Annotated in this window: 15 protein-coding genes, 2 tRNA genes and 1 pseudogene; 6 read left to right on the top strand and 12 right to left on the bottom strand. The window is 72.9% G+C overall.

The features are described from left to right. Positions 1 to 87: 87 nt before the first annotated feature. From AC3ETA_RS11395 to zapE, 8 genes are all read right to left on the bottom strand, one after another. Positions 88 to 936 carry a polysaccharide deacetylase family protein gene (locus tag AC3ETA_RS11395; protein WP_432192716.1) on the bottom strand — a complete coding sequence of 283 codons (849 nt, stop codon included), beginning with the start codon at positions 934 to 936 and terminating at the stop codon, positions 88 to 90. Between the two features lie 88 nt (positions 937 to 1024). Continuing rightward, positions 1025 to 2530, bottom strand: a complete 1506-nt coding sequence (locus tag AC3ETA_RS11390) for a serine/threonine-protein kinase (protein WP_432192715.1) — start codon at positions 2528 to 2530, stop codon at positions 1025 to 1027. Between the two features lie 63 nt (positions 2531 to 2593). Then, on the bottom strand, positions 2594 to 3997 hold the full coding sequence (locus tag AC3ETA_RS11385; protein WP_432192714.1) for a PhoX family protein: 1404 nt from the start codon (positions 3995 to 3997) through the stop codon (positions 2594 to 2596). Between the two features lie 90 nt (positions 3998 to 4087). After that, positions 4088 to 5023 carry a slipin family protein gene (locus AC3ETA_RS11380; protein ID WP_432192713.1) on the bottom strand — a complete coding sequence of 312 codons (936 nt, stop codon included), beginning with the start codon at positions 5021 to 5023 and terminating at the stop codon, positions 4088 to 4090. Positions 5024 to 5144: 121 nt separating this feature from the next. Beyond that, positions 5145 to 6602 (bottom strand): SulP family inorganic anion transporter, encoded by a 1458-nt coding sequence (locus AC3ETA_RS11375; protein ID WP_432192712.1) that lies wholly within the window; start codon positions 6600 to 6602, stop codon positions 5145 to 5147. Positions 6603 to 6607: 5 nt separating this feature from the next. Further along, a complete protein-coding gene (locus tag AC3ETA_RS11370) occupies positions 6608 to 7186 on the bottom strand; it encodes a carbonic anhydrase (protein WP_432192711.1) in 579 nt (192 codons plus the stop codon). A gap of 75 nt (positions 7187 to 7261) precedes the next feature. Continuing rightward, positions 7262 to 7666, bottom strand: coding sequence for a hypothetical protein (locus AC3ETA_RS11365; RefSeq protein WP_432192710.1), 405 nt, complete (start codon positions 7664 to 7666; stop codon positions 7262 to 7264). 193 nt (positions 7667 to 7859) lie between these two features. Next, positions 7860 to 8969, bottom strand: a complete 1110-nt coding sequence (gene zapE, locus AC3ETA_RS11360) for a cell division protein ZapE (RefSeq protein WP_432192709.1) — start codon at positions 8967 to 8969, stop codon at positions 7860 to 7862. A gap of 37 nt (positions 8970 to 9006) precedes the next feature. Between zapE and AC3ETA_RS11355 the strand changes: the two genes are divergently transcribed. The 5 genes from AC3ETA_RS11355 (at position 9007) to AC3ETA_RS11335 (ending at position 13485) form a co-directional block, all read left to right on the top strand. Beyond that, entirely contained in the window at positions 9007 to 9939 is a 933-nt protein-coding gene (locus tag AC3ETA_RS11355) for a pyrimidine reductase family protein (protein WP_432192708.1), read from the top strand. A gap of 151 nt (positions 9940 to 10090) precedes the next feature. Next, complete coding sequence (locus AC3ETA_RS11350; protein WP_185932892.1) at positions 10091 to 10564, top strand: indole-3-glycerol phosphate synthase; 474 nt, start codon at positions 10091 to 10093, stop codon at positions 10562 to 10564. A 183-nt stretch (positions 10565 to 10747) separates the two neighbouring features. After that, positions 10748 to 12136, top strand: coding sequence for a UDP-N-acetylmuramate--L-alanine ligase (murC, locus tag AC3ETA_RS11345; protein ID WP_432192707.1), 1389 nt, complete (start codon positions 10748 to 10750; stop codon positions 12134 to 12136). A gap of 13 nt (positions 12137 to 12149) precedes the next feature. Then, complete coding sequence (gene msrB / locus AC3ETA_RS11340) at positions 12150 to 12557, top strand: peptide-methionine (R)-S-oxide reductase MsrB (protein WP_432192706.1); 408 nt, start codon at positions 12150 to 12152, stop codon at positions 12555 to 12557. A gap of 181 nt (positions 12558 to 12738) precedes the next feature. Beyond that, positions 12739 to 13485, top strand: a complete 747-nt coding sequence (locus AC3ETA_RS11335; protein WP_432192705.1) for a PP2C family protein-serine/threonine phosphatase — start codon at positions 12739 to 12741, stop codon at positions 13483 to 13485. Between the two features lie 24 nt (positions 13486 to 13509). Here the strand turns inward: AC3ETA_RS11335 and AC3ETA_RS11330 are convergent, their stop codons facing one another. From AC3ETA_RS11330 to AC3ETA_RS11315, 4 genes and pseudogenes are all read right to left on the bottom strand, one after another. Continuing rightward, positions 13510 to 14586 carry a lysylphosphatidylglycerol synthase transmembrane domain-containing protein gene (locus AC3ETA_RS11330; RefSeq protein WP_432192704.1) on the bottom strand — a complete coding sequence of 359 codons (1077 nt, stop codon included), beginning with the start codon at positions 14584 to 14586 and terminating at the stop codon, positions 13510 to 13512. Between the two features lie 274 nt (positions 14587 to 14860). Beyond that, positions 14861 to 17171: pseudogene (locus AC3ETA_RS11325) on the bottom strand (hypothetical protein). Between the two features lie 3 nt (positions 17172 to 17174). Further along, positions 17175 to 17246, bottom strand: a tRNA-Pro gene (locus AC3ETA_RS11320). Between the two features lie 3 nt (positions 17247 to 17249). Beyond that, a tRNA-Trp gene (locus AC3ETA_RS11315) sits at positions 17250 to 17321 on the bottom strand. A 222-nt stretch (positions 17322 to 17543) separates the two neighbouring features. Here AC3ETA_RS11315 and AC3ETA_RS11310 point away from each other — a divergent pair. Continuing rightward, the gene (locus AC3ETA_RS11310; protein WP_432192703.1) at positions 17544 to 19043 is read left to right on the top strand and encodes a glycoside hydrolase family 3 N-terminal domain-containing protein; all 1500 of its coding nucleotides are present in this window, start codon (positions 17544 to 17546) and stop codon (positions 19041 to 19043) included. The last annotated feature ends 5 nt before the right edge of the window (positions 19044 to 19048 follow it).

Raw genomic sequence — 19048 nt, 5'->3', positions numbered from 1 at the left:
TCGCTCGAACAGGGGGACCCCCATGCACACCGCGCAGAGCGTGATCCCCTTGTACGACTCCGGGTACTCGGTGGGCGCGTAGGACGCTCACCGCCGCCCGTTCGAGGCCCCGATCAGCTCGGACACCTTCACCAGCCGGAAGCCCTTCGCGCGCAGCCGGGGCACGACGCTGCGCACCACCCGCTCGGTCGTGGGAGCGGCGCTGCGCGTGCAGTGCAGGACGACCACGGACCCGGGCCGCACCCCGTCCAGCACCTCCCGGGCGACCGCGGCGGCGTCCGTGGCGAACGCGTCCCCGCTCACCACGTCCCACTGCACGGCCGTGACACCGACAGGGGTCAGCGCCTGAAGGGCCCGCCGGTCGTGGCACCCGCCCGGGAACCGGAAGTACGGCACCGCATCGCGGATCCCCACCTTCCGGAACACCGAGTACGCCCGCTCCACGTCCGCCCGCATCCCCGCCTCGCCGATCGTCGGCAGTCCGTAGCAGTGGTCGGTGAAGGCGTAGTGGCTGTAGGAATGGCTGGCGACCTCGAAGAGGGGGTCCCGGCCGATGGACCGGGCCTGCCGCGGGTACTCCTCGGCCCACCGCCCCGTCATGAACACGGTCGCCGGCACCTTCAACTCCCGCAGCGCCGCGATCAGTCCCGGATTGTCGAACCGCTCGCCCTGCGCCGCCCGCGGCCCCTGGTCGGCGGTCATGTCGGCGTCGAAGGTGAGCGCGACGGTCCGCCCCGCGTCGCGCGGGCCGTGCTCGAAGACGGCCGTCATGCCCGCGGGCCCGGGCGCGAGAGTCGGCGGCTCGGCCCCCGGAGAGGTGGCGCTGGTCGCCGGAAGAGGAGCCCGGGTGGTGTGGTGCGCCCCGCATGCGGCGAGCGTGACGAGGGCCGCCCCCAGGACGCAGGCGGTGGTGACGCTTCGTACGGGAGTGATCACCGAATGAAGATATGATGATCAAACGGCCATTTCGGTATGTCGAAGGGTGCGCCGGGCCCGTGTCACCCGCCCGGCGGGCCCGGGGCCGTCAGCCGTTTCCGTCCTTGCGGGTGCAGGTGCCCGTCGGTGCGGAGGCCGGGGGGCGGCACTGGAGGCCGTAGTCGTTCGGGTTCTTGCTCAGGTAGCGGCCGATGCAGCTGTTCACCGTGGTGCGGTCGTGCTCGGCGCAGAAGGTCAGGGCCGCACGGCCGTTGGGGAAGGGGCCGGGGGCGTAGAACACCCAGTAGCCGGCGCGCAGGGACGCGTAGTCGTCGCTGCGCAGCACCTCGGCCTGCGGGACGGACCGGCGGATCGTGGTGAGTCTGCGGTCCCGGTCGGCGATGCCCGCGGAGACGGGTTCGGAGTGGAGCTGGGCGATCCAGCGGCCGGCCGGGTTCCCGGAGGGCTTGGGCGCGGCGGTCTTCGGGGTGGGTGGCGGCGCGGGGGACGTCTGCCGGTCCGATGGGCCGGGTGTGGCCGCCGTGGCCGACGGATTCGTCGTGGCGCCGGCCTTGTCGCCGCCCGTGTCACCCGCCCTGCCCGGGTCGCCGGTGCGCAGGGTGAGGGCGAGTGCCGTGGCCGTGGCGATCGCCAGCACCGCGGTCGCGGCGACCACCAGGGGTGTGCGGCGCCGGGTGCCGCTCGTGCGCTGCGGGACCGTGGGGCGCGGGGTGTCCAGCCGGGTGGGGGTGGGCGCCGGCAGGTGCGGTGCGGTGGCGGTCATCGTCGGCTGGGCGGCCCAGTACGGCGTCGCCCCCGACTCCACCTGCGCCAGCATCGCGTCCAGCCGCGCGGCGTCCGGCCGGGCCGCCGGGTCCCGGACCAGCAGCGCTTCGAGCACCGGCGTCAGCGGGCCGGAGCGGGACGGCGCAGGCAGTGGGTCGTCGAGTACGGCGGCCAGGGTGGCGAGGGTGGTCGGGCGGCGCAGCGGGCTGATGCCCTCGGCGCAGACGTACAGCACCACGCCCAGCGACCAGAGATCGGCGGAGGGGTCGTCACCGTGACCCCGGATCCGCTCCGGCGCCATGTACTCGGGCGAGCCGACGAGTTCACCGGTGGCCGTGAGCCCCGTCGTGCCCTGGAGGGCGGCGATGCCGAAGTCGGTCAGGACCGCGCTGCCGTCCGGCCGCAGCAGGATGTTGGCGGGCTTGACGTCCCGGTGCTGGATGCCCGCGACGTGCGCGGCCCGCAGCGCGGCGAGCACCTGGCGGCCGAGCCGGGCCGTCCCGGCGGGCGTCAACGGGCCCTCGTCCAGCCGCTGTTGCAGGGAGACGCCCGGCACCAGCTCCATCACGATCCACGGATGCGGTTCGGCATCCACTATCTGATGAACCGTCACTACGTTCGGGTGGCTGAGCCGGGCCAGCGCCCGCGCCTCCCGCATCACACGCTCGCGCACCACACCGACCGTGTCCGCGTCGGACCGCACCGCCTTGAGCGCGACCTCGCGGTCGAGCACCGTGTCGCGAGCCCGCCACACGGTGCCCATACCTCCACTGCCGAGCCGTTCCACGAGCGCGAAGCGGCCGTCGACGAGATCCCCCGGTGCGTTCATGCCGCACAGGTTAGAGGACGCCGCGGAGGGGCGGCTTCCGCAGGGACTCCCGTCAAGGGGCCGTCACTTGCGCCAGGGCCCGGTCACCGCGAACGTCGTGCCCGGTGTGTAGCAGTTGACGTACATCGTCCGGCCGTCCGGCGAGAACGTGACCCCGGCGAACTCACCCCACTCGGGCTCCTCGGGCGTACCCAGGTTCTGCGCGTTGCGCGCCATCGCGTAGATCTCGCCGCGCCGGGTGACGCCGAAGACGTGCTGGGCGCCGTTGCCGTCCTCGCAGACCATCAGGCCGCCGCTGGGCGCGAGACAGATGTTGTCCGGGGACTCGCCCGGCAGCTGCACGTCCGTGTCCGGGCCGAAGACGATCACCAGGGTGAGGCGGCGGGAGGTGGGGTCGTAGCGCCAGATCTGGCCGTAGTGGTCCGCCGCCGAACCCTCCGCGCTGTGCGCGAAGGAGGAGACGAAGTAGACGCTGCGACCGCCCCAGTAGCAGCCCTCCAGCTTCTGCGCGTGCGTGATGCCCTTCGGGCCGAAGTCCTGGAGCCGGATGGGGGTCCGCGTGGCCAGCGGGTCCGGTACGTCGACCCACTCGATGTTCCCGAAGCTCGCTCCCGGCTCCTGGATCGACGACAGGTCGGGCACGCCCGGCACCCGCATCGCCTGCAGCCGGCCACCCGCACGCAGGGTGCCCAGGCCGCCGCGCGGCTGGTTCGGCAGGAAGCGGTAGAAGAGGCCGAAGGGCCTGAGGAAGGCGTCCTCGGTCTCGTAGACGACACCGCGCTTCGGGTCCACCGCGATCGCCTCGTGCTGGAAGCGGCCCATCGCGGTGAGCGGGACCGCGCCGGAGGCGTAGGGGTCCGACGGATCGACCTCGAAGATGAAGCCGTGGTCCTTGGTGTAGCCGTTGGTGCCGGCCTTGTCCTCGGTCTCCTCGCAGGTCAGCCAGGTGCCCCAAGGGGTGGGCCCGCCCGCGCAGTTCACGGCGGTACCGGCGACGGCGACGCGCTCCGACAGGACGTGGCCGTGCCGGTCGAGTGTCAGGGCCGTACAGCCGCCCTTGCCGGCCGGGTCGTAGGTGAGGCCCGTGACCGTGGGCACCGGGACCCTGCCGTCGGCGCGGTTCTCGTGGTTGCGGACCAGGTGGACGCGGCCGCCTCTGCCGGGCAGGGCCGTCATGCCGTCGTGGTTGGACGGTACCGGGCCCTCGCCCGAGCGGAGCCGGTCGCCCTCACGGGAGAGGACTCGGTAGCGGAAACCTTCCGGCAGATCGAGCAGACCGCCGGGGTCGGGGACCAGCGGGCCGTATCCCGTGTGGCCCAGGGTCTGTGCGGCGGCGGTGCCCGCGAAGAGTTCGGTGAGATTTCCGGCGAAGGCGATCGAGACGCCCAACGCCCCGGTGCGGGCGAGAAGCTGACGGCGGGTCGTGGAGCCGGACCCGGACGCCGTGGCGGGCGCGTTCTCGGACATGGGGCAGCCTTCCTGCTGGCGGACAGGGACTGTGACCCCGCTGTGTCTATCACCTGGCGCGGACCTCTGGAACCACGCGCGTAGCACGTGTCACTTCCCCGAGGCGTCCTCGATGATGTCCTCGATGGTCCGCTCGACCTCCCGCTCGGGCGGGGGCCCGATCTCCCGCTCGGCCGGCGGCTCGACGGCCGGCTGCTCGCCCCTGTCGGCGGAACTCTCCACGGCCGGAGCCGCGTAGCGCCGCGAGGGCTGCGCCTCGTCGTGCTCCTCGCCGCCCCGCTCAAGGAAGCGCAGCAGCTCCACCGGGATCGGCAGGACCAGCGTGGAGTTCTTCTCCGCCGCCACCGCCATCACCGTCTGCAGCAGGCGCAGCTGGAGCGCGGAGGGGGTGTCCTCCATCTGATGGGCGGCCTCGGCCAGCTTCCGGGAGGCCTGGAGCTCGGCGTCGGCGTTGATGATGCGGGCCCGCCGCTCGCGGTCCGCCTCGGCCTGCCGGGCCATGGAGCGCTTCATCGACTCCGGCAGCGACACGTCCTTGATCTCGACGCGGTCCACCTGCACGCCCCAGCCGATGGCCGGGCTGTCGATCATCAGTTCAAGGCCCTGGTTGAGCTTCTCACGGTTGGAGAGCAGGTCGTCCAGGTCGCTCTTGCCGATGATCGAACGCAGGGACGTCTGCGCCATCTGCGACACCGCGTACTTGTAGTCCTCGACCTTGATCAGGGCGCTCGCGGGGTCGATCACCTTGAAGTACACGACGGCGTCCACGCGCACGGTCACGTTGTCGCGGGTGATGCCCTCCTGGGCCGGCACCGGCAGCGTGACGATCTGCATGTTGACCTTGTGCAGCCGGTCCACGATCGGAACGATCAACGTGAACCCGGGAGCCCGTACCTCTCCTGCCAGCCGTCCGAGCCGCAGGACGACCCCGCGCTCGTACTGCTTGACGACGCGCGCCGCGGCCGCCACGTACACGGCTCCCGCGGCAGCCACTCCCGCGACGATGCCCAGTACTTCCTCGACCATGACGGCCTCCTCGCCGAGAGGTCCGTTCCGTATGCTCCTGCAACGATATGCCCGGAGTCCGGTCCGGGGCCATAAACGGCCCCGGACCAGCGGTCATGCCTTCACCGGGGGCATACGACGGTCAGGGCGCCGTGACCCGCACCGGTTCCGTGCCGGCCGCGCTGTGGCGCTCGGCCCAGTTCTCCAGGGCCGTACGGCAGGCGTGGTCGAGGTGGTGCAGCCCGGACAGGTCCAGCTCCACCGGCCGGTCCTGCGGCAGGGCCTCCAGGCTGTCGAGGATCTTCGGCAGCCTGAGGAAGGTCGCGTTGCCCGACAGGTACGCCTGGATGGGGCCGGCGCCCTTGTCGATGACCTCCAGCTTCGCGTGCGAGGCCTCCCAGGCGGTCTTGGCGACCGACAGGGCCAGACCGATCAGCACGCCCTCGAACATGTTCACGGCGACGATCGACAGGGCGGTGACGACGAGGATCAGTGCCTCGCCGCGGTGCCCCCGCCACAGCGACACGATCCCGCGGAAGGGGATCAGCTTGAAGCCCGCGTGGACCAGGATGCCGGCCAGCGCGGGGATCGGGATCAGGGCCAGCGTGGCGGGCAGCAGCGCCGCGAACAGCAGCAGCCACACGCCGTGCATGACCCGGGACGCCTTGGTCCTCGCGCCGGCCTGGACGTTGGCGGAGCTGCGCACGATGACCGCGGTCATCGGCAGCGCGCCGAGCACACCGCAGACGGTGTTGCCCGCGCCCTGCGCCATCAGTTCCCTGTCGTACTCGGTGCGCGGCCCGTCGTGCAGCCGGTCCACGGCCGTCGCGCTGAACAGCGACTCGGCGGACGCGATGAGGGTGAAGGCGACGATCGTGGCGAGCACGCCGACGCTCGCGAGCTCGGCGAAGGCGTCGGTGCCGGGCGGCTGGACGGAGCTCAGCAGGCCCTTGACCTCGACGGTGGCGACCGGCAGCGCGAACACCGCGGCGACCGGCGTGGCGAGCCCGACGGCCGCGAGCGGGCCGGGAACGGCACGCACCGGGCGCGGCAGCCGCTTCCACAGCACCAGTACGGCGACGGCGCCGGCGCCCAGTCCGATCGAGGCCAGCGCCTCGTTGCTCCCGGCGGCCCCGGCGAGGGCGCCGGGCAGCCCGGCCATCTTCTCCAGACCCGAGGCGGGCGCCTCGGCGTCCGCGACCGCGTAGAGCTGGCCGGCGATGAGCACCAGGCCGATACCGGCCAGCATGCCCTCGACGACGGAGACCGAGATGGCCCTGAACCAGCGCCCCAGCTTCAGGGCGCCCATGAGGAGCTGGAGCAGGCCCGTGGCGAGCACCAGCACACCGAGGACCGGCAGCCCGAACTCCTGCACGGCCTCGTAGACCAGCACCGTCAGACCGGCGGCGGGCCCGGAGACCTGGAGGCTGCTGCCGCGCATCAGCCCCGTGACGATGCCGCCGACTATGCCGGTGACGAGCCCGAGCTCGGCCGGCACCCCGGAGGCGACGGCCACGCCGACGCACAGCGGCAGCGCGACCAGGAAGACGACCAGCGAGGCAGCGAAGTCCTGCCGTATGTGGGGGAACTTGGTCAGCATGGCGATCACAGCGCCTCGAACGCGTCGGTCTCGGCGCTGTGGGCGCGCACGGCACCCTTGTGCACCTCGTAGTACCAGGCGTGCAGAGCCAGTTGACGCTCCTTCAGCTTCTTCTCGATGAACGGGTACGAGCGCAGCCGCAGCAGCTGCGTCAGCACATGGGCCTGGACGCCCTCGGCGACCTCCGGGTCCTCGGCGGCACCGGTGGGGCGCGGGGTGGCGTTCGCGAGCCAGTCGCGCACGGCCGGCACGGCGTCCAGGTCGTCGCCGCGCACCAGCGCGCCGACGGCCCCGCAGTGGGAGTGGCCGCAGACCACGACGTCGCGGACGCCGAGGACCTCCACGGCGTACTCGATGGTCGCCGCCTCGCTGGTGGGGTGCTCGGAGGCGTAGGGCGGGACGATGTTGCCCGCGGTGCGCAGCTCGAAGAGCTCGCCGGGCCGGGCGCCCGTGATCAGGGCCGGAACGACCCGGGAATCGGAGCAGGTGATGAACAGGACCTGCGGAGACTGCCCTTCGGCGAGCCTGGCGAACTCCTCAGGGCGCTGTCCGAACATGCGGGCGTTGTCGATGAGGGGCTGCATGTGGTGACTCCTCCTGGCGCGCCGCCGTCGGCGCGTCGGGGTTTGCATGACAGAGGTGGGGGGCTGCTCTGCTTCTCAGCAGCGAATGACCTGGAGCGCGGCCGGGGTGTGCGACGCCGAGGGTCTCGACGTGCGGTGCTGCGCGGAGCCGGATATGGCGGGCGCGTACGCGGCGGCGGGGTCCCGCCTGAGCGGCGGCCGGTCGGGCGTCGTGGGCCCGCAGTCGGCGAGGCGTGAACGGTCCCGGGTGCGCAGTGGGCCGGTCGGGTCCCCATCACCCGACGGCGTGCACTCGCGGGACATGAGGGTTTCGTCGCGCAGCGCCTTTCCGGAGAGCTTGATTCCGGAAAGGGCTTTGGCCTCGGCCTGACTGACCGTATGCGCGTGTGCGAAGGAAGGGCCGGGTGCGAAGAACTGGAGGGCGAGCAGGACGGCGGCGAGGGTCGAAATCACGGTCCGGGCCGTCGTACCTCGGAACATGCGCCTCCCTCCAGACGGTCCACACCTCATGCGCGTACCAACGCTTGGTCAATCGTTGGTCAAGAAACACATTAGCCCGGCAAAGTTGTTTGCAGGGTTAACTTAGCGTTTCAACCTGAAGAGAGCCTGAAACGCGCGGGTGGCATGGCCGGAACTCCCCCCTGACCAGGGGAAGTTGACGGATGGTGGGGCGTCAGGTGGTGACGAGGCCCTTGGCGTCGCGCGCGAGCGCGGTGAGTCGCGAGATGGCGCGGAAGTACTTCTTGCGGTAGCCGCCCTTCAGCATCTCCTCGCTGAAGAGCTGGTCGAAGGGCAACCCCGAGGCCAGGACCGGGACTTCACGGTCGTAGAGCCGGTCGGCGAGCACCACGAGCCGCAGGGCGGTGGACTGGTCCCCGATCGGCTCCACGCCGGTGAGGCACACGGCCTTCAGGTCATCGGTCAACGCGCCGTAGCGACTGGGGTGGACGCGGGCGAGGTGCTCCAGCAGGTGCGGGAAGTCATCGAGCGAGGCGCCCTCGGTGGCGTACGCCGCCTTCGTCACCTGTTCGTCGGAGTACGGCGCCGGAGCCTCGGGCAGACCGCGGTGGCGGTAGTCCTCGCCGTCGATGCGCAGGGCGCGGAAGTGGGCCGACAGGCCCTGGATCTCGCGCAGGAAGTCGGCCGCCGCGAAGCGGCCCTCACCCAGCTTGCCGGGCAGCGTGTTGGAGGTGGCGGCGAGCGCCACGCCCGCGTCGACGAGCTTGCCGAGCAGGGTGGAGACGAGGACGGTGTCGCCCGGGTCGTCGAGCTCGAACTCGTCGATGCACAGCAGGCGGTGGCCGGAGAGGGTCTGCACGGTCTGCTGGAAGCCGAGGGCGCCGACGAGGTTGGTCAGCTCGACGAACGTGCCGAACGCCTTCAGGGACGGCTCGGCCGGGGTGGCGTGCCAGAGGGAGGCCAGCAGGTGGGTCTTGCCGACGCCGTAGCCGCCGTCGAGGTAGACGCCGCGAGGGCCCGCCGGGGTCTTGGGGGCCTTGGACCGGCCGAAACCGAGGAATCCGCGCTTGGCCCTGCCCGCGCCGCTCGCGTGGGCTCCGCCGAGCCCGCCGGCGAAGTCCTCAAGGACGCCGACCGCCTCGGTCTGGCTGGGCTGGTTCGGGTCCGGGATGTAGGTGCCGAAGCGGACCGAGTCGAAGCGGGGCGGTGGCACCATCTCGGCGACCAGCCGGTCCGCGGGCACGTGCGGCTCACGGGCGCACAGGGACAGCGGGCTCGCTTCGGCTATCGCGCTCGGCTTGGACGCGGCTGTGGAGGACGACACGGGTCACCATGCTAAGCGCCGTGACACACTCCTTGACATGCGACGCCTGTTCCCTGTGACCGACGAAACAGCAGCGAGGGCCTCCGGCGGTTCGGCCGGGGGAGACGGGGGTGGAGCTGCCGTGGGCGGGCTTGCGACCGGTGAGCCCGGTGAGGTGCCCGGTGGTGGGCCGGGCGGTGTGACCGGGGCCGGCGGCGGTTCGGCCGAAGCCGTCGGTTTTCCCGGCGGTGATCTCGTGGACCGTGAGTGGAGCCTCGCCGAGCTGGCCGTCGCCTATGCGTACCCGGAGCCCGGCCCCGGGGACCCGCAGCCCTGGCTGCGGGCCAACATGGTGTCCACGCTGGACGGGGCGGCCCAGCACGACGGGCGCTCGCAGCCGATCTCCACCGCGGCCGACATGCGGATCTTCGGCACGTTGCGGGCCCTGGCGGACGTCGTGATCGTCGGTGCCGAAACGGTACGGCAGGAGGGGTACCGCCCGGCACGCGCGCGTGCGGAGTTCGCCGAGGCACGGGAAGCGGCCGGGCAGGGGCCCGCGCCCGCCATCGCCGTGATCAGCGCGAGCCTCGACCTGGACTTCGGCCTGCCGCTGTTCACCTCGGCCTCGGTGCCCACGCTGGTCCTGACCGGCGCCGCCGCGGCCCCCGAACGGATGGCGGCGGCGGAGAAGGCCGGTGCCCGGGTGGTGGTCGCCGGTGACGGTGTCGGTGCGGACCCCGTCCGGGTCGTCCGGGCCCTCGCCGAACTCGGGCACACCCGGCTGCTGACGGAGGGCGGGCCGCGGCTGCTCGGCCAGCTGGTGGCCTCCGGAGTGCTCGACGAGCTCTGTCTGACGATCTCCCCGATGCTCACCGCGGGCGACGCCCAGCGCATCGCCGGCGGGCCCTCGGTGGCGGTCCCGAAACGGTTCGAGCTGGTGTCCCTGCTCGAGGAGGAGGGTTTTCTGTTCGGCCGCTACCGGCGGACGTGAGGTCAGGTCGGCTCGGAAATGGGTTCTATGGCTGCCGTGATCCTGAAATCGGCGGAATCCACCGTTCCGTTTAGCTTCCGCCGGGCACACTAAATCTCGCAGTCCCCGTGCCAGCGCGGGGCAGGATGGTTTCCGCAGAAGGGGCGCCCCGGTGTTCACAAGCGTTTTGATGATCGAGAAGGCCCTGACATCCGCCGACGTGGAGTTCGTCACCACCTTGCACGGTGACGAGGAGGTCGCCTTCCATGTGCTGCTCCAGCCGCGCGGTGAGCAGGCCGACAGGTTGCTGCGCGCCATCGACGACATCGCCCTCGGTGAACTGGACGAGGCGGTGCGGGAGGGGGAGACCCCGGAGGGGAAAGAGGCACTGAGCACGGGGGAGCGGGCGCTGGAGGTGTCGCTCACGGCGCTGCGCACGGCCGGGGCGGAGGCCGACGGGCGACTCCTGGAGGACCATCCGCTGGACGCGCTCAGGGCCGTGGTGGACGAGGTCGGCGCGGACGAGGTGATCGTGCTGACCGACCCGCACTATGTGGAGGAGTTCTTCCACCGGGACTGGGCTTCGAGAGCCCGGCACAAGGTCGGCGTGCCGGTGCTGAAGCTGTTCTCCCACAGCAAGGCGTAGCGGCTCACGGGGAGCGCCGTGCAGGGCCGGGGGGAATTGCCGGGTGCCGGTCGCCGGTGGCTGGACGCGCGGTTCCCCGCGCCCCTGGGTGGGCACCGGTGCCGGTGTCCCATGCGCGGGGAGAGCCTCCTCACCCAATAGGCTGGGGCCTCATCGTCGTATCGCAATCCTGGGAGAACACGCATGGCACCCGGCATTCCCACCGCCATGGACCGACCGCACTTCATCGGCATCGGCGGGGCCGGGATGTCGGGGATCGCGAAGATTCTCGCCCAGCGCGGGGCCGCGGTGTCCGGCAGCGACGCCAAGGAGTCGGCGACCGCGGACGCGCTGCGGGCGCTCGGCGCGACCGTGCACATCGGGCACGCGGCGGAGCACCTCGCCGACGACGCCGGCTGTGTCGTGGTGTCGTCGGCGATCCGGCAGGACAACCCCGAGCTGGCCCGCGCCGCCGAGCTGGGCATCCCGGTGGTGCACCGCTCCGACGCGCTCGCCGCGCTGATGGGCGGCCTGCGTCCGATCGCCGTCGCCGGCACCCACGGCAAGACGACCACGACGTCGATGCTGGCGGTCTCCCTGACCGAGCTGGGCCTGAAGCCGTCGTACGCCATCGGCGGCGACCTGGACGCCCCCGGCTCGAACGCCCTGCACGGCGACGGCGACATCTTCGTCGCCGAGGCGGACGAATCGGACCGCAGCTTCCACAAGTACGCGCCCGAGGTCGCCATCGTCCTGAACGTGGAGCTCGACCACCACGCGAACTACGCGTCGATGGACGAGATCTACGAGTCCTTCGTGACGTTCGCGGACCGCATCGTCGAGGGCGGGACGCTGGTGATCTCGGCCGACCAGGACGGGGCGCGCGAGCTGACCCGGCGGGTCGCCGGGACCGTGCGGACGGTGACGTACGGCGAGGCGCAGGACGCCGACGTACGCGTGCTGTCCATCGTGGCGCAGGGCCTGAAGAGCCAGGTCACCGTCCTCCTGGACGGCCGGGAGCTCACCTTCGCGGTCTCCGTCCCGGGCCGCCACTACGCCCTGAACGCGGTCGCCGCCCTCGCGGCGGGCTCGGCCCTCGGCGTCCCGGCCGCCGAACTGGCTCCGGCGCTGGCGGCCTACACCGGCGTGAAGCGGCGCCTGCAGCTGAAGGGCGAGGCCGCGGGCGTCCAGGTCGTCGACTCCTACGCCCACCACCCGACCGAGATGACCGCCGACCTGGAGGCGATGCGGGCCGCCGCCGGCGACGCCCGGATCGTGGTCGTCTACCAGCCCCACCTGTTCTCCCGCACCCAGGAGCTCGGCAAGGAGATGGGCGACGCCCTCGCCCTGGCCGACGCCTCGCTGGTCCTGGACATCTACCCGGCCCGCGAGGACCCGATCCCCGGCATCACCAGCGAGCTGATCATCGAGGCGGCCCGGGCGGCCGGCGCCGAGGTGACGGCGGTGCCGGACCAGGGCGAGGTGCCCTCGCTCGTCGCGGGAATGGCGAAGCCCGGTGATCTCGTTCTCACCATGGGCGCGGGCGATGTCACCGACCTCGGCCCGCTCATCCTGGACCGCCTGTCGAAGTGAGGGGCACACACTCATGTCGTACGACGTCGAAAAGCCGGACGAGCAGTGGCGCACGGAGCTGACTCCGGCCGAGTACGCCGTCCTGCGCCAGGCCGGCACGGAGCCCGCCTTCACCGGTGAGTACACCAACACCAAGGAGAAGGGCGTCTACTCCTGCCGCGCCTGCGGCGCGGAACTCTTCACCTCCACCACCAAGTTCGAGTCGCACTGCGGCTGGCCGTCCTTCTACGACCCGAAGGACTCCGACGCGGTCGAGCTGATCGAGGACCGCTCGCACGGAATGGTCCGCACCGAGGTGCGGTGCGCCCGCTGCGGATCCCACCTCGGACACGTCTTCGAGGGCGAGGGCTACGCCACGCCGACCGACCAGCGTTACTGCATCAACAGCATCTCGCTCCGGATGACCCCGGACGGGGCCTGACCGACGGCCCGCGGCCCCCGGCCGCGAAGTGTCCGGGGCGGCACCGCTCCGGACCTCCGGCCCCTGTCGCGGCCGGGTGCGCTGGCACGGGTGATGCGGGTGTTCCTAGACTCGTAAGTCGGGAGCCGGGCCGGAGGGCCGGTCCGGCGTCGGGAACCGTGCGGGAGGGCGGTGGCGGCCGGTGCCGTACGTCGCTGTGAGTGCGATCAGTCATCCCGGACTGCTGCGCGAGCGCAACGAGGACAGCCTCGTCGTCGGGCCGTGGACGCTGTGCGGCACGGTGACCGAGAATCCGCAGACCCTGGTCTTTCCGCTCCGCACCCCGCTGGTGGTGGCCGTCGCCGACGGGCTCGGTGGGCATCCCGGCGGGGACGTGGCCAGTTCCCTGGTCGCCCGGCAGCTCGCGGCGCTGGGGCCCGCCCTCACCAGCGAGGTCGCCGTCCGTGACGCCGTCAACGCCTGCAATCGCTCCGTGTACCAGGCGGCCGGCGGCGATGAGGAGACCGTGCTCACCGCCATGGGGACGACCGTCGCGGGAGTCGTCGTGCAGGCCGACTCGGTACTGGTGTTCAACGTGGGCGACAGCCAGGTCTTCGCCGCCGGCCTCGACGGGCTGCGCCAGGTGAGCGTCGACGACAATCCGCCGCACCCGCCCGGCCGGACCGTCTCCCTGGTCACCCAGTGCCTGGGCGGCTCGCCGACTTACCGTGCCGTCCAGCCGCACGTCACCTCCGAGACCCCGGCACCCGACGAGCGGTACCTGATCTGCTCGGACGGCCTCACGGACCCGGTGCCCACGGACGTTCTCGACGAGATCCTCGGCGAGCACGACGACGGCCGGGCGGCCTTCGAGCTGTGGAAGGCCGCGATCGAGGCCGGCGGGCCCGACAACATCACGGTGGCCGTGGTGCGGATCGGGCAGGAGTAGCGGCGCGCTCCTCGCCCCCGGCGGTCAGAGGATCTTGCGCTGGACCATGATCGAGAGCACCAGCGCGCCGGGCAGCAGCGGTACCCAGACCGTCAGTACGCGGTATCCGATCACCGTCGCCGCGGCCAGGCCCGTCGGGGCGCCGAAGGTGACCATCGTGAACACCAGGGCCGCGTCCACGGGGCCGATTCCGCCGGGCGCGGGTACGGCGCCGACGGCCGTGCTCGCGAGGAGGAGCGCCAGCGTCACCTGCGTCCAGGACAGCGGCAGGCCCAGCGCGAAGCCGACCGAGGCGATCACGCTCGCCTGGAGCAGCGGGGTGGCCGCCGCGCCGCCCCAGAGCGCGAGGACGCGGCTCGGGCGGGTGTGCAGGATGCGTGCGTCGGTCAGGGCGGTGCGTACGAAGCCGAGGAGGGGGCGGCGCAGCGCTCGGACGGTCGTCATGAGGACGGCCGCCGTGACCAGGGCCGTCACCACGGCCGCGGCCACCAGGACCGACGTCCGCCGGTCCGGAACGAGTTCGCCCAGGTGCAGCAGCTCGGGGAACGCCACGAGGAAGCCGAGCAGCACGACCGTCTTCGCGACCGGCTTGGCCAGCGAGTACAGGGCGAGCGACGCGGTGCCGCGGGCCAGCGATACACCCTGGCTCTGCAGGAAGCGCAGGGTGACGGCGTGGGCGCCGATGGACGCCGGCAGGACCTGGTTGGCGGCGCCGGCCGCGAACTGCGACGCCAGCAGCAGGCCCGGCGGCAGGCGGTCGGGTATCGCCCCTTGGCGGACGACGGCGGCGCACACCCAGCCCGTGCAGGTGAAGAAGAGGCCGGCCAGCAGCCACCACGGATCGGCCGAGGCGAGCCGGGCGGCGCCGTCACGGACGGTGTGCCAGTCGGCCGCCGCCCACGCCCCGATCAGGAGGAGGGGGAGCAGCGTCAGGGCGTGGCGGGCGAGGCGCGCCGGGGCGAAGGGGGAGCCGGCGGAGGCGAGGGGAGAGCGGGCCACGGCGGCGGGGACGGCCGCGACGGCGGAGGCGGTGGCGACGGCGGGGAGCGGGCAGGTGGGCAGCGGTCCGGGGAGATCGCTGAGCGGGAGCGAGGAGGACACGGCGCGGTCGTCCTTCCGCGTCGCACCCGCGCGGACGCGGGCCGACGGCTAGAGGGCGAGGGCAGGAGGGGACGACGGCAACGTGCCCTCCCGGTGTGAAGCGATGGTGTCCGGCAGCCGACGGGGTGTCGGCGGATGAGCGACGTGACCGGGGGCGTCGCGCCGCTGTGTGCGTGGAGAGGGGCGTGGTGCCGGTGGGGAGGGGAGGGCGTTGCGTGGTCCGACCTGCTCAGAGGCGGGGCAGGTCAAGACCTGTATACGTACGTCCCCGCCCTCACCGCATCCAATGCCCCCCGGTGCTCCATCCCAGGAACCGGCGTCCCCCGCCCCGTGCCGCCGTGCCGTCCGCCCGGAAGCTGCCGCCCTCGGCTATGAAGGCAAGGCCCGCCAGGGCCGGTGCCAGCCGGGTCGCGACATGGGGCGCATGGCGGGCGACTTCCTCCTCCAGGGCCGTGATGAAACGCCCCTGCTCCTCGGGCGGGCACAGGGACAGGTGGAACAGCATCTGGCGCCACGCGTACGCCGCGTCCTTGATGGTGGACAGCGGCCGCCGGTTGCCTTCCACGCGAGCCGTCAGCCGGCACACCGTCACGGAGCAGCGGCGCGCCAGGTCGGACCGGCCGGGCCGCGGTGCGATGCCGACGCGGTGGACCAGCGTGGCCAGGTTGTGCGTGGTGAGGATCTGCGCCTGCTCGATCACCTTGCCGTTCGCCGCCACGGACCAGGAGCCCGACGCCGCCCCGGCCCGCTGTGCGCACAACCGCGCGAAACCCGGGGAGGTGCGGGGCACCGGCCGAACGGGCCGGTGCCGTGCCCGCCTCCGCGATCGCGAGGTCGCGGATCGCGGCGTAGTCGATGCCGTAGTAGCGCTCGTACAGCGTGCCGCCGAGCAGTTCACCCGCGATCCGCGCCGCCGTGAGGAACTTCGGGCCGAACGCGCCCATGAAGATGTCCGCGGCCAGCTCCTCCACGAACGGCGCGCCCAGGTCGCAGCTCCGGGCCAGCACACCGAGCTCACGGACGAGCGGGTTGGGCAGGATCGTGCCCGGGAAGGCCTGCACGGCCAGCTCGCCCAGCCGGCGCAGCACGTCGAGCGCGCCGTCCCCGTCGGGCTTGCCCGTCACCGCGGACCGCTGCCCGGACACCGCGAGCACCCACGGCAGTTCCTCGACACGCACCTGCCGCTCCAGGTCGAGCAGGAGCAGGGAGCGGCGGTTGCGGAACGCCCGGTAGTTCGCGGCCATCAGCGCCCGCAGGGCCGCGTCGCCGTACGCCTGCGCGGTCGTGGCGGCGACCAGCTGCGGGACCAGTTCGGCCAGGACCTCGGCGGACGGGACGACCCCGCGCTCCACGAGCGTGCCGATCGGCGCGCTGAGCGCGGCCTCGACCACCTGCCGGATCGCGGGCGGCACGGCCGCTCCGGCGGGCAGCCCGGTCTCCCGGCCCTCCTCCTCGCTCACCGCGCCGACCAGCGGGGCGACCTCGGGGATGCCGGTCTCCTGGGGAAGCACGGCGAGCCGGCGCAGCACCACCTGGGCCAGGGCGTGGTGGGAGGGCAGCGCCGCCTGCTCGGCCTGGCGCCGGCGCAGGGCCGTGTGCGGCACGGAGCCGGGCCGTCCCCGGCGCCGCACCATCGACGCCACCGCGTGCCGCAGCAGACCGAGCCGGCGCGCGTCCAGCGGCCGCCCGGCGACGGTCTCCTCCAGCGCGCCGCGCAGAATGCCCAGGTTCTCCTTGGGGCTCAGATGCTTGGTGCAGAGGGTGTGCCGCGCGGCCAGCGTCCGGTAGCGGTCCAGCAGGGCGGCACCGCGCTCCGGCCAGCCGGCGTCCGGGGCGACTTCGAGCACCCGGCCGTCCGGCCCGTCCCCTGCCGTCTGAAGCCAGTGCACGAGCAGCTCGTCGCCGAACGGCTGCCACACGGCCAGTGCCTCGCGCTGGGTCTCGACGGCCGTGTCGGGGCGCCGCCGCACCAGGGTGTCGACGGTGTCGGAGACGGTGTACCGGTGCACCGCCGTGACGGGGTCCGGCGCGGGACCGTCGGCCGGCCGGGGCAGGAAGCGCAGTCGGCCGGCGAACGGCTCCAGTTCCGCCACGAGATCCAGCGCCGCGTCCGTCGCCCCGTGCCGCACCAGCCAGGCCACGGTGAGCAGCGCCGCCTCCTCGGGCACGCCGACCTCGTAGCGGCCGCTGTCCAGCAGATCCCACAGCCGGCCGAGGCCCGGCTCGGTGAGGCAGTGCGCGAACAGCGCGCCCCGCTCGGCCGGCACCCCGAAACTCCGCGCGGCCTCGCTCTCGTACGGCTGGAGCGGGCCGCCCGCGCTCGCGGTGCCGGTGGCGAAGCCGCCGCGGACCACCTCGGGGGTCACCCAGGCCGGCAGCCCGGCCACCGGGGTGCGCGAGCCGACGGTCAGCCGGCCCGAGGCCATCCCCGCGAGGACCGCGCGCCAGCGCTGCCCGCGCTGCTCGGCCCGGCGCCGGGTGTCGGCGTCCCGGTGGCTCAGCGCGGTCGTGAAGGCCTTGGCGAGCTGCGCCGCCGCGTAGGACGGGGCCGCCGTGAGGGGCTGCTGGTCAGCGTTGTCGTTCATATGCCGACGTGGCAGGTCCCGCCCCTGCGCCCTCCGGGTCCCGAGCCCGGTGCTCTGCTGCTGAGCTACACGTCGAGGCCGGCATGGCAGGTGCTGCCCCTGCGCCCTCCGGGTCTGGAGCCCGGTGCTCTGCTGTTGAGCTACACGCCGGCGGAAGGCCGACGCTAGACGTCGCCGTGGCGGTCGTACAACGGGATTTCCCGGCTGCCCGTCCTGGAACAACTCGCCGAGGCCGTGCGGAAGGCGGAGAAGCTCCCCGAGTGACGGGCCGCCGTGCGGCGGCCGCCCGCCGGACGTCCGCACACCGAGGGGCTGAATCAGTCATCCACCGGAAGGTTGACTTTCGGCTGACCGAGCCAGAGCATTGCGGGGGTGAGCCCCTTCGAGCACACAACCCCCGGGTCGACCGCACTGCCGGTCGATCTGGACGAAGCCGCCCACCGCTGCCTTGTCGCCGGGTTCGACGGCGCCACGACCGTCCCTGACACGCTCAAGGAACTCATCGACCGCGGCCTCGGCGGCGTCATCCTCTTCACTCGCAACATACGCGACGCCGAGCAGGTGCGCCGCCTCACGGACGAGCTGCGCGCGCCACGCCCCGACCTCGTCGTCGCCATCGACAACGAGGGCGGCGGCATCGGCCACCTCGGCACGGCGGGCGCCCCGCAGGTCCCCGGCTCCTACGCCCTCGGCGTCGTCGACGACCCGGACCTCACCGCTCGCTGCGCCGACGCGCTCGCGGCGCACCTGGCGGCTCTCGGCATCACCGCCACCTACGGCCCCGTCGCCGACCTCCAGCACCGGCCGGACAACCCGATCGTGCGCACCCGCTCCTTCGGCGCCGATCCCGAGTCGGCCGCCCGCCATCTGCGCGCCTGGATCACCGCGACGGAGGCCCGCGGCGTGGCGTCCTGCGCCAAGCACTTCCCCGGCCACGGCGGCACCGTCACCGACAGTCACCACGGCGCGGCGGTCGATCCGCGGCCGCACGACGAGCTCCGGGCCGATCTCGAACCGTTCCGCGCGGCCGTCGCCGCGGGCGTGCCGATGCTGATGAGCGCCCATGTCGTCTTCCCGGTCCTCGACCCCGACCGCCCCGCCACGCTCAGCCGGCGCATCCTGGGAGATCTGCTCCGCCGCGACCTCGGCTTCGACGGCGTCCTCGTCGGCGACGCGCTGGAGATGAAGGCCATCGCCGACGGGTACGGCGAGGCGGGCGGCGCGCGCATGGCGCTCGCCGCCGGAGCGGACCAAGTGATCGTCTCCGCAGCTGACCTGGACCTCACCCTGGACTGCCGGGACGCCGTACTGAACGCGCTGCGCACCGGAGCGCTGGCGCCCGAGCGGGTCGAGGAGGCGGCCGGGCGGGTACGACGGCTCGCCGCACGGTACGCGACCCCGCCCACCGCCACGACCGTCCCCGCCTCGGTGTCCGAGGTCGCCGGCGTCGGACTGTACGCCGCGCGCCGGGCCGTACGGAGCCGGGGAGTGCCGCCCGCCGTGCGCGGGGCCCATGTCGTCGACCTGTTCCCACCGCCGCACCCCGTCCTCAACTGGGGTGGCGAGGACCTGCTCACCGAGGTGCGCGCCGTCGACCCCACGGCCACGGGGACGGCGGTGACCGGTGCGTGCGCGGACCCGGACGACCTGGTCGAGGGGATCGTGCGCCGCTGTGGTTCCGCCCCGCTGGTCGTCGCGACCTGCGACGCCGGGCTGCACCCGTGGCAAGAGCGGCTGCGTGACGCCCTGTTGGGCCGGCGCCCGGACGCGGTGCGGGTGGACACGGGACTGCCGGAGGGCGGCGCGCTGCACTCGTACGGACGGGGGCGGGTCAATCTGCGGGCGGTGGCCGAGGTGCTGGCGGGGGTCTGACGGGC

The sequence above is a fragment of the Streptomyces sp. bgisy027 genome (assembly GCF_057710365.1).
This window is presented reverse-complemented; position numbering and strand designations above follow the sequence as displayed.

Bases quoted from the DNA above. Each gene is read 5' to 3' on its own strand.
- AC3ETA_RS11380 (WP_432192713.1), bottom strand. From the start codon at position 5,023: ATGGTCGAGGAAGTACTGGGCATCGTCGCGGGAGTGGCTGCCGCGGGA.
- AC3ETA_RS11355 (WP_432192708.1), top strand. From the start codon at position 9,007: ATGCGACGCCTGTTCCCTGTGACCGACGAAACAGCAGCGAGGGCCTCC.
- msrB (WP_432192706.1), top strand. From the start codon at position 12,150: ATGTCGTACGACGTCGAAAAGCCGGACGAGCAGTGGCGCACGGAGCTG.
- AC3ETA_RS11390 (WP_432192715.1), bottom strand. From the start codon at position 2,530: ATGAACGCACCGGGGGATCTCGTCGACGGCCGCTTCGCGCTCGTGGAA.
- AC3ETA_RS11385 (WP_432192714.1), bottom strand. From the start codon at position 3,997: ATGTCCGAGAACGCGCCCGCCACGGCGTCCGGGTCCGGCTCCACGACC.
- AC3ETA_RS11370 (WP_432192711.1), bottom strand. From the start codon at position 7,186: ATGCAGCCCCTCATCGACAACGCCCGCATGTTCGGACAGCGCCCTGAG.
- AC3ETA_RS11375 (WP_432192712.1), bottom strand. From the start codon at position 6,602: ATGCTGACCAAGTTCCCCCACATACGGCAGGACTTCGCTGCCTCGCTG.
- AC3ETA_RS11365 (WP_432192710.1), bottom strand. From the start codon at position 7,666: ATGTTCCGAGGTACGACGGCCCGGACCGTGATTTCGACCCTCGCCGCC.
- murC (WP_432192707.1), top strand. From the start codon at position 10,748: ATGGCACCCGGCATTCCCACCGCCATGGACCGACCGCACTTCATCGGC.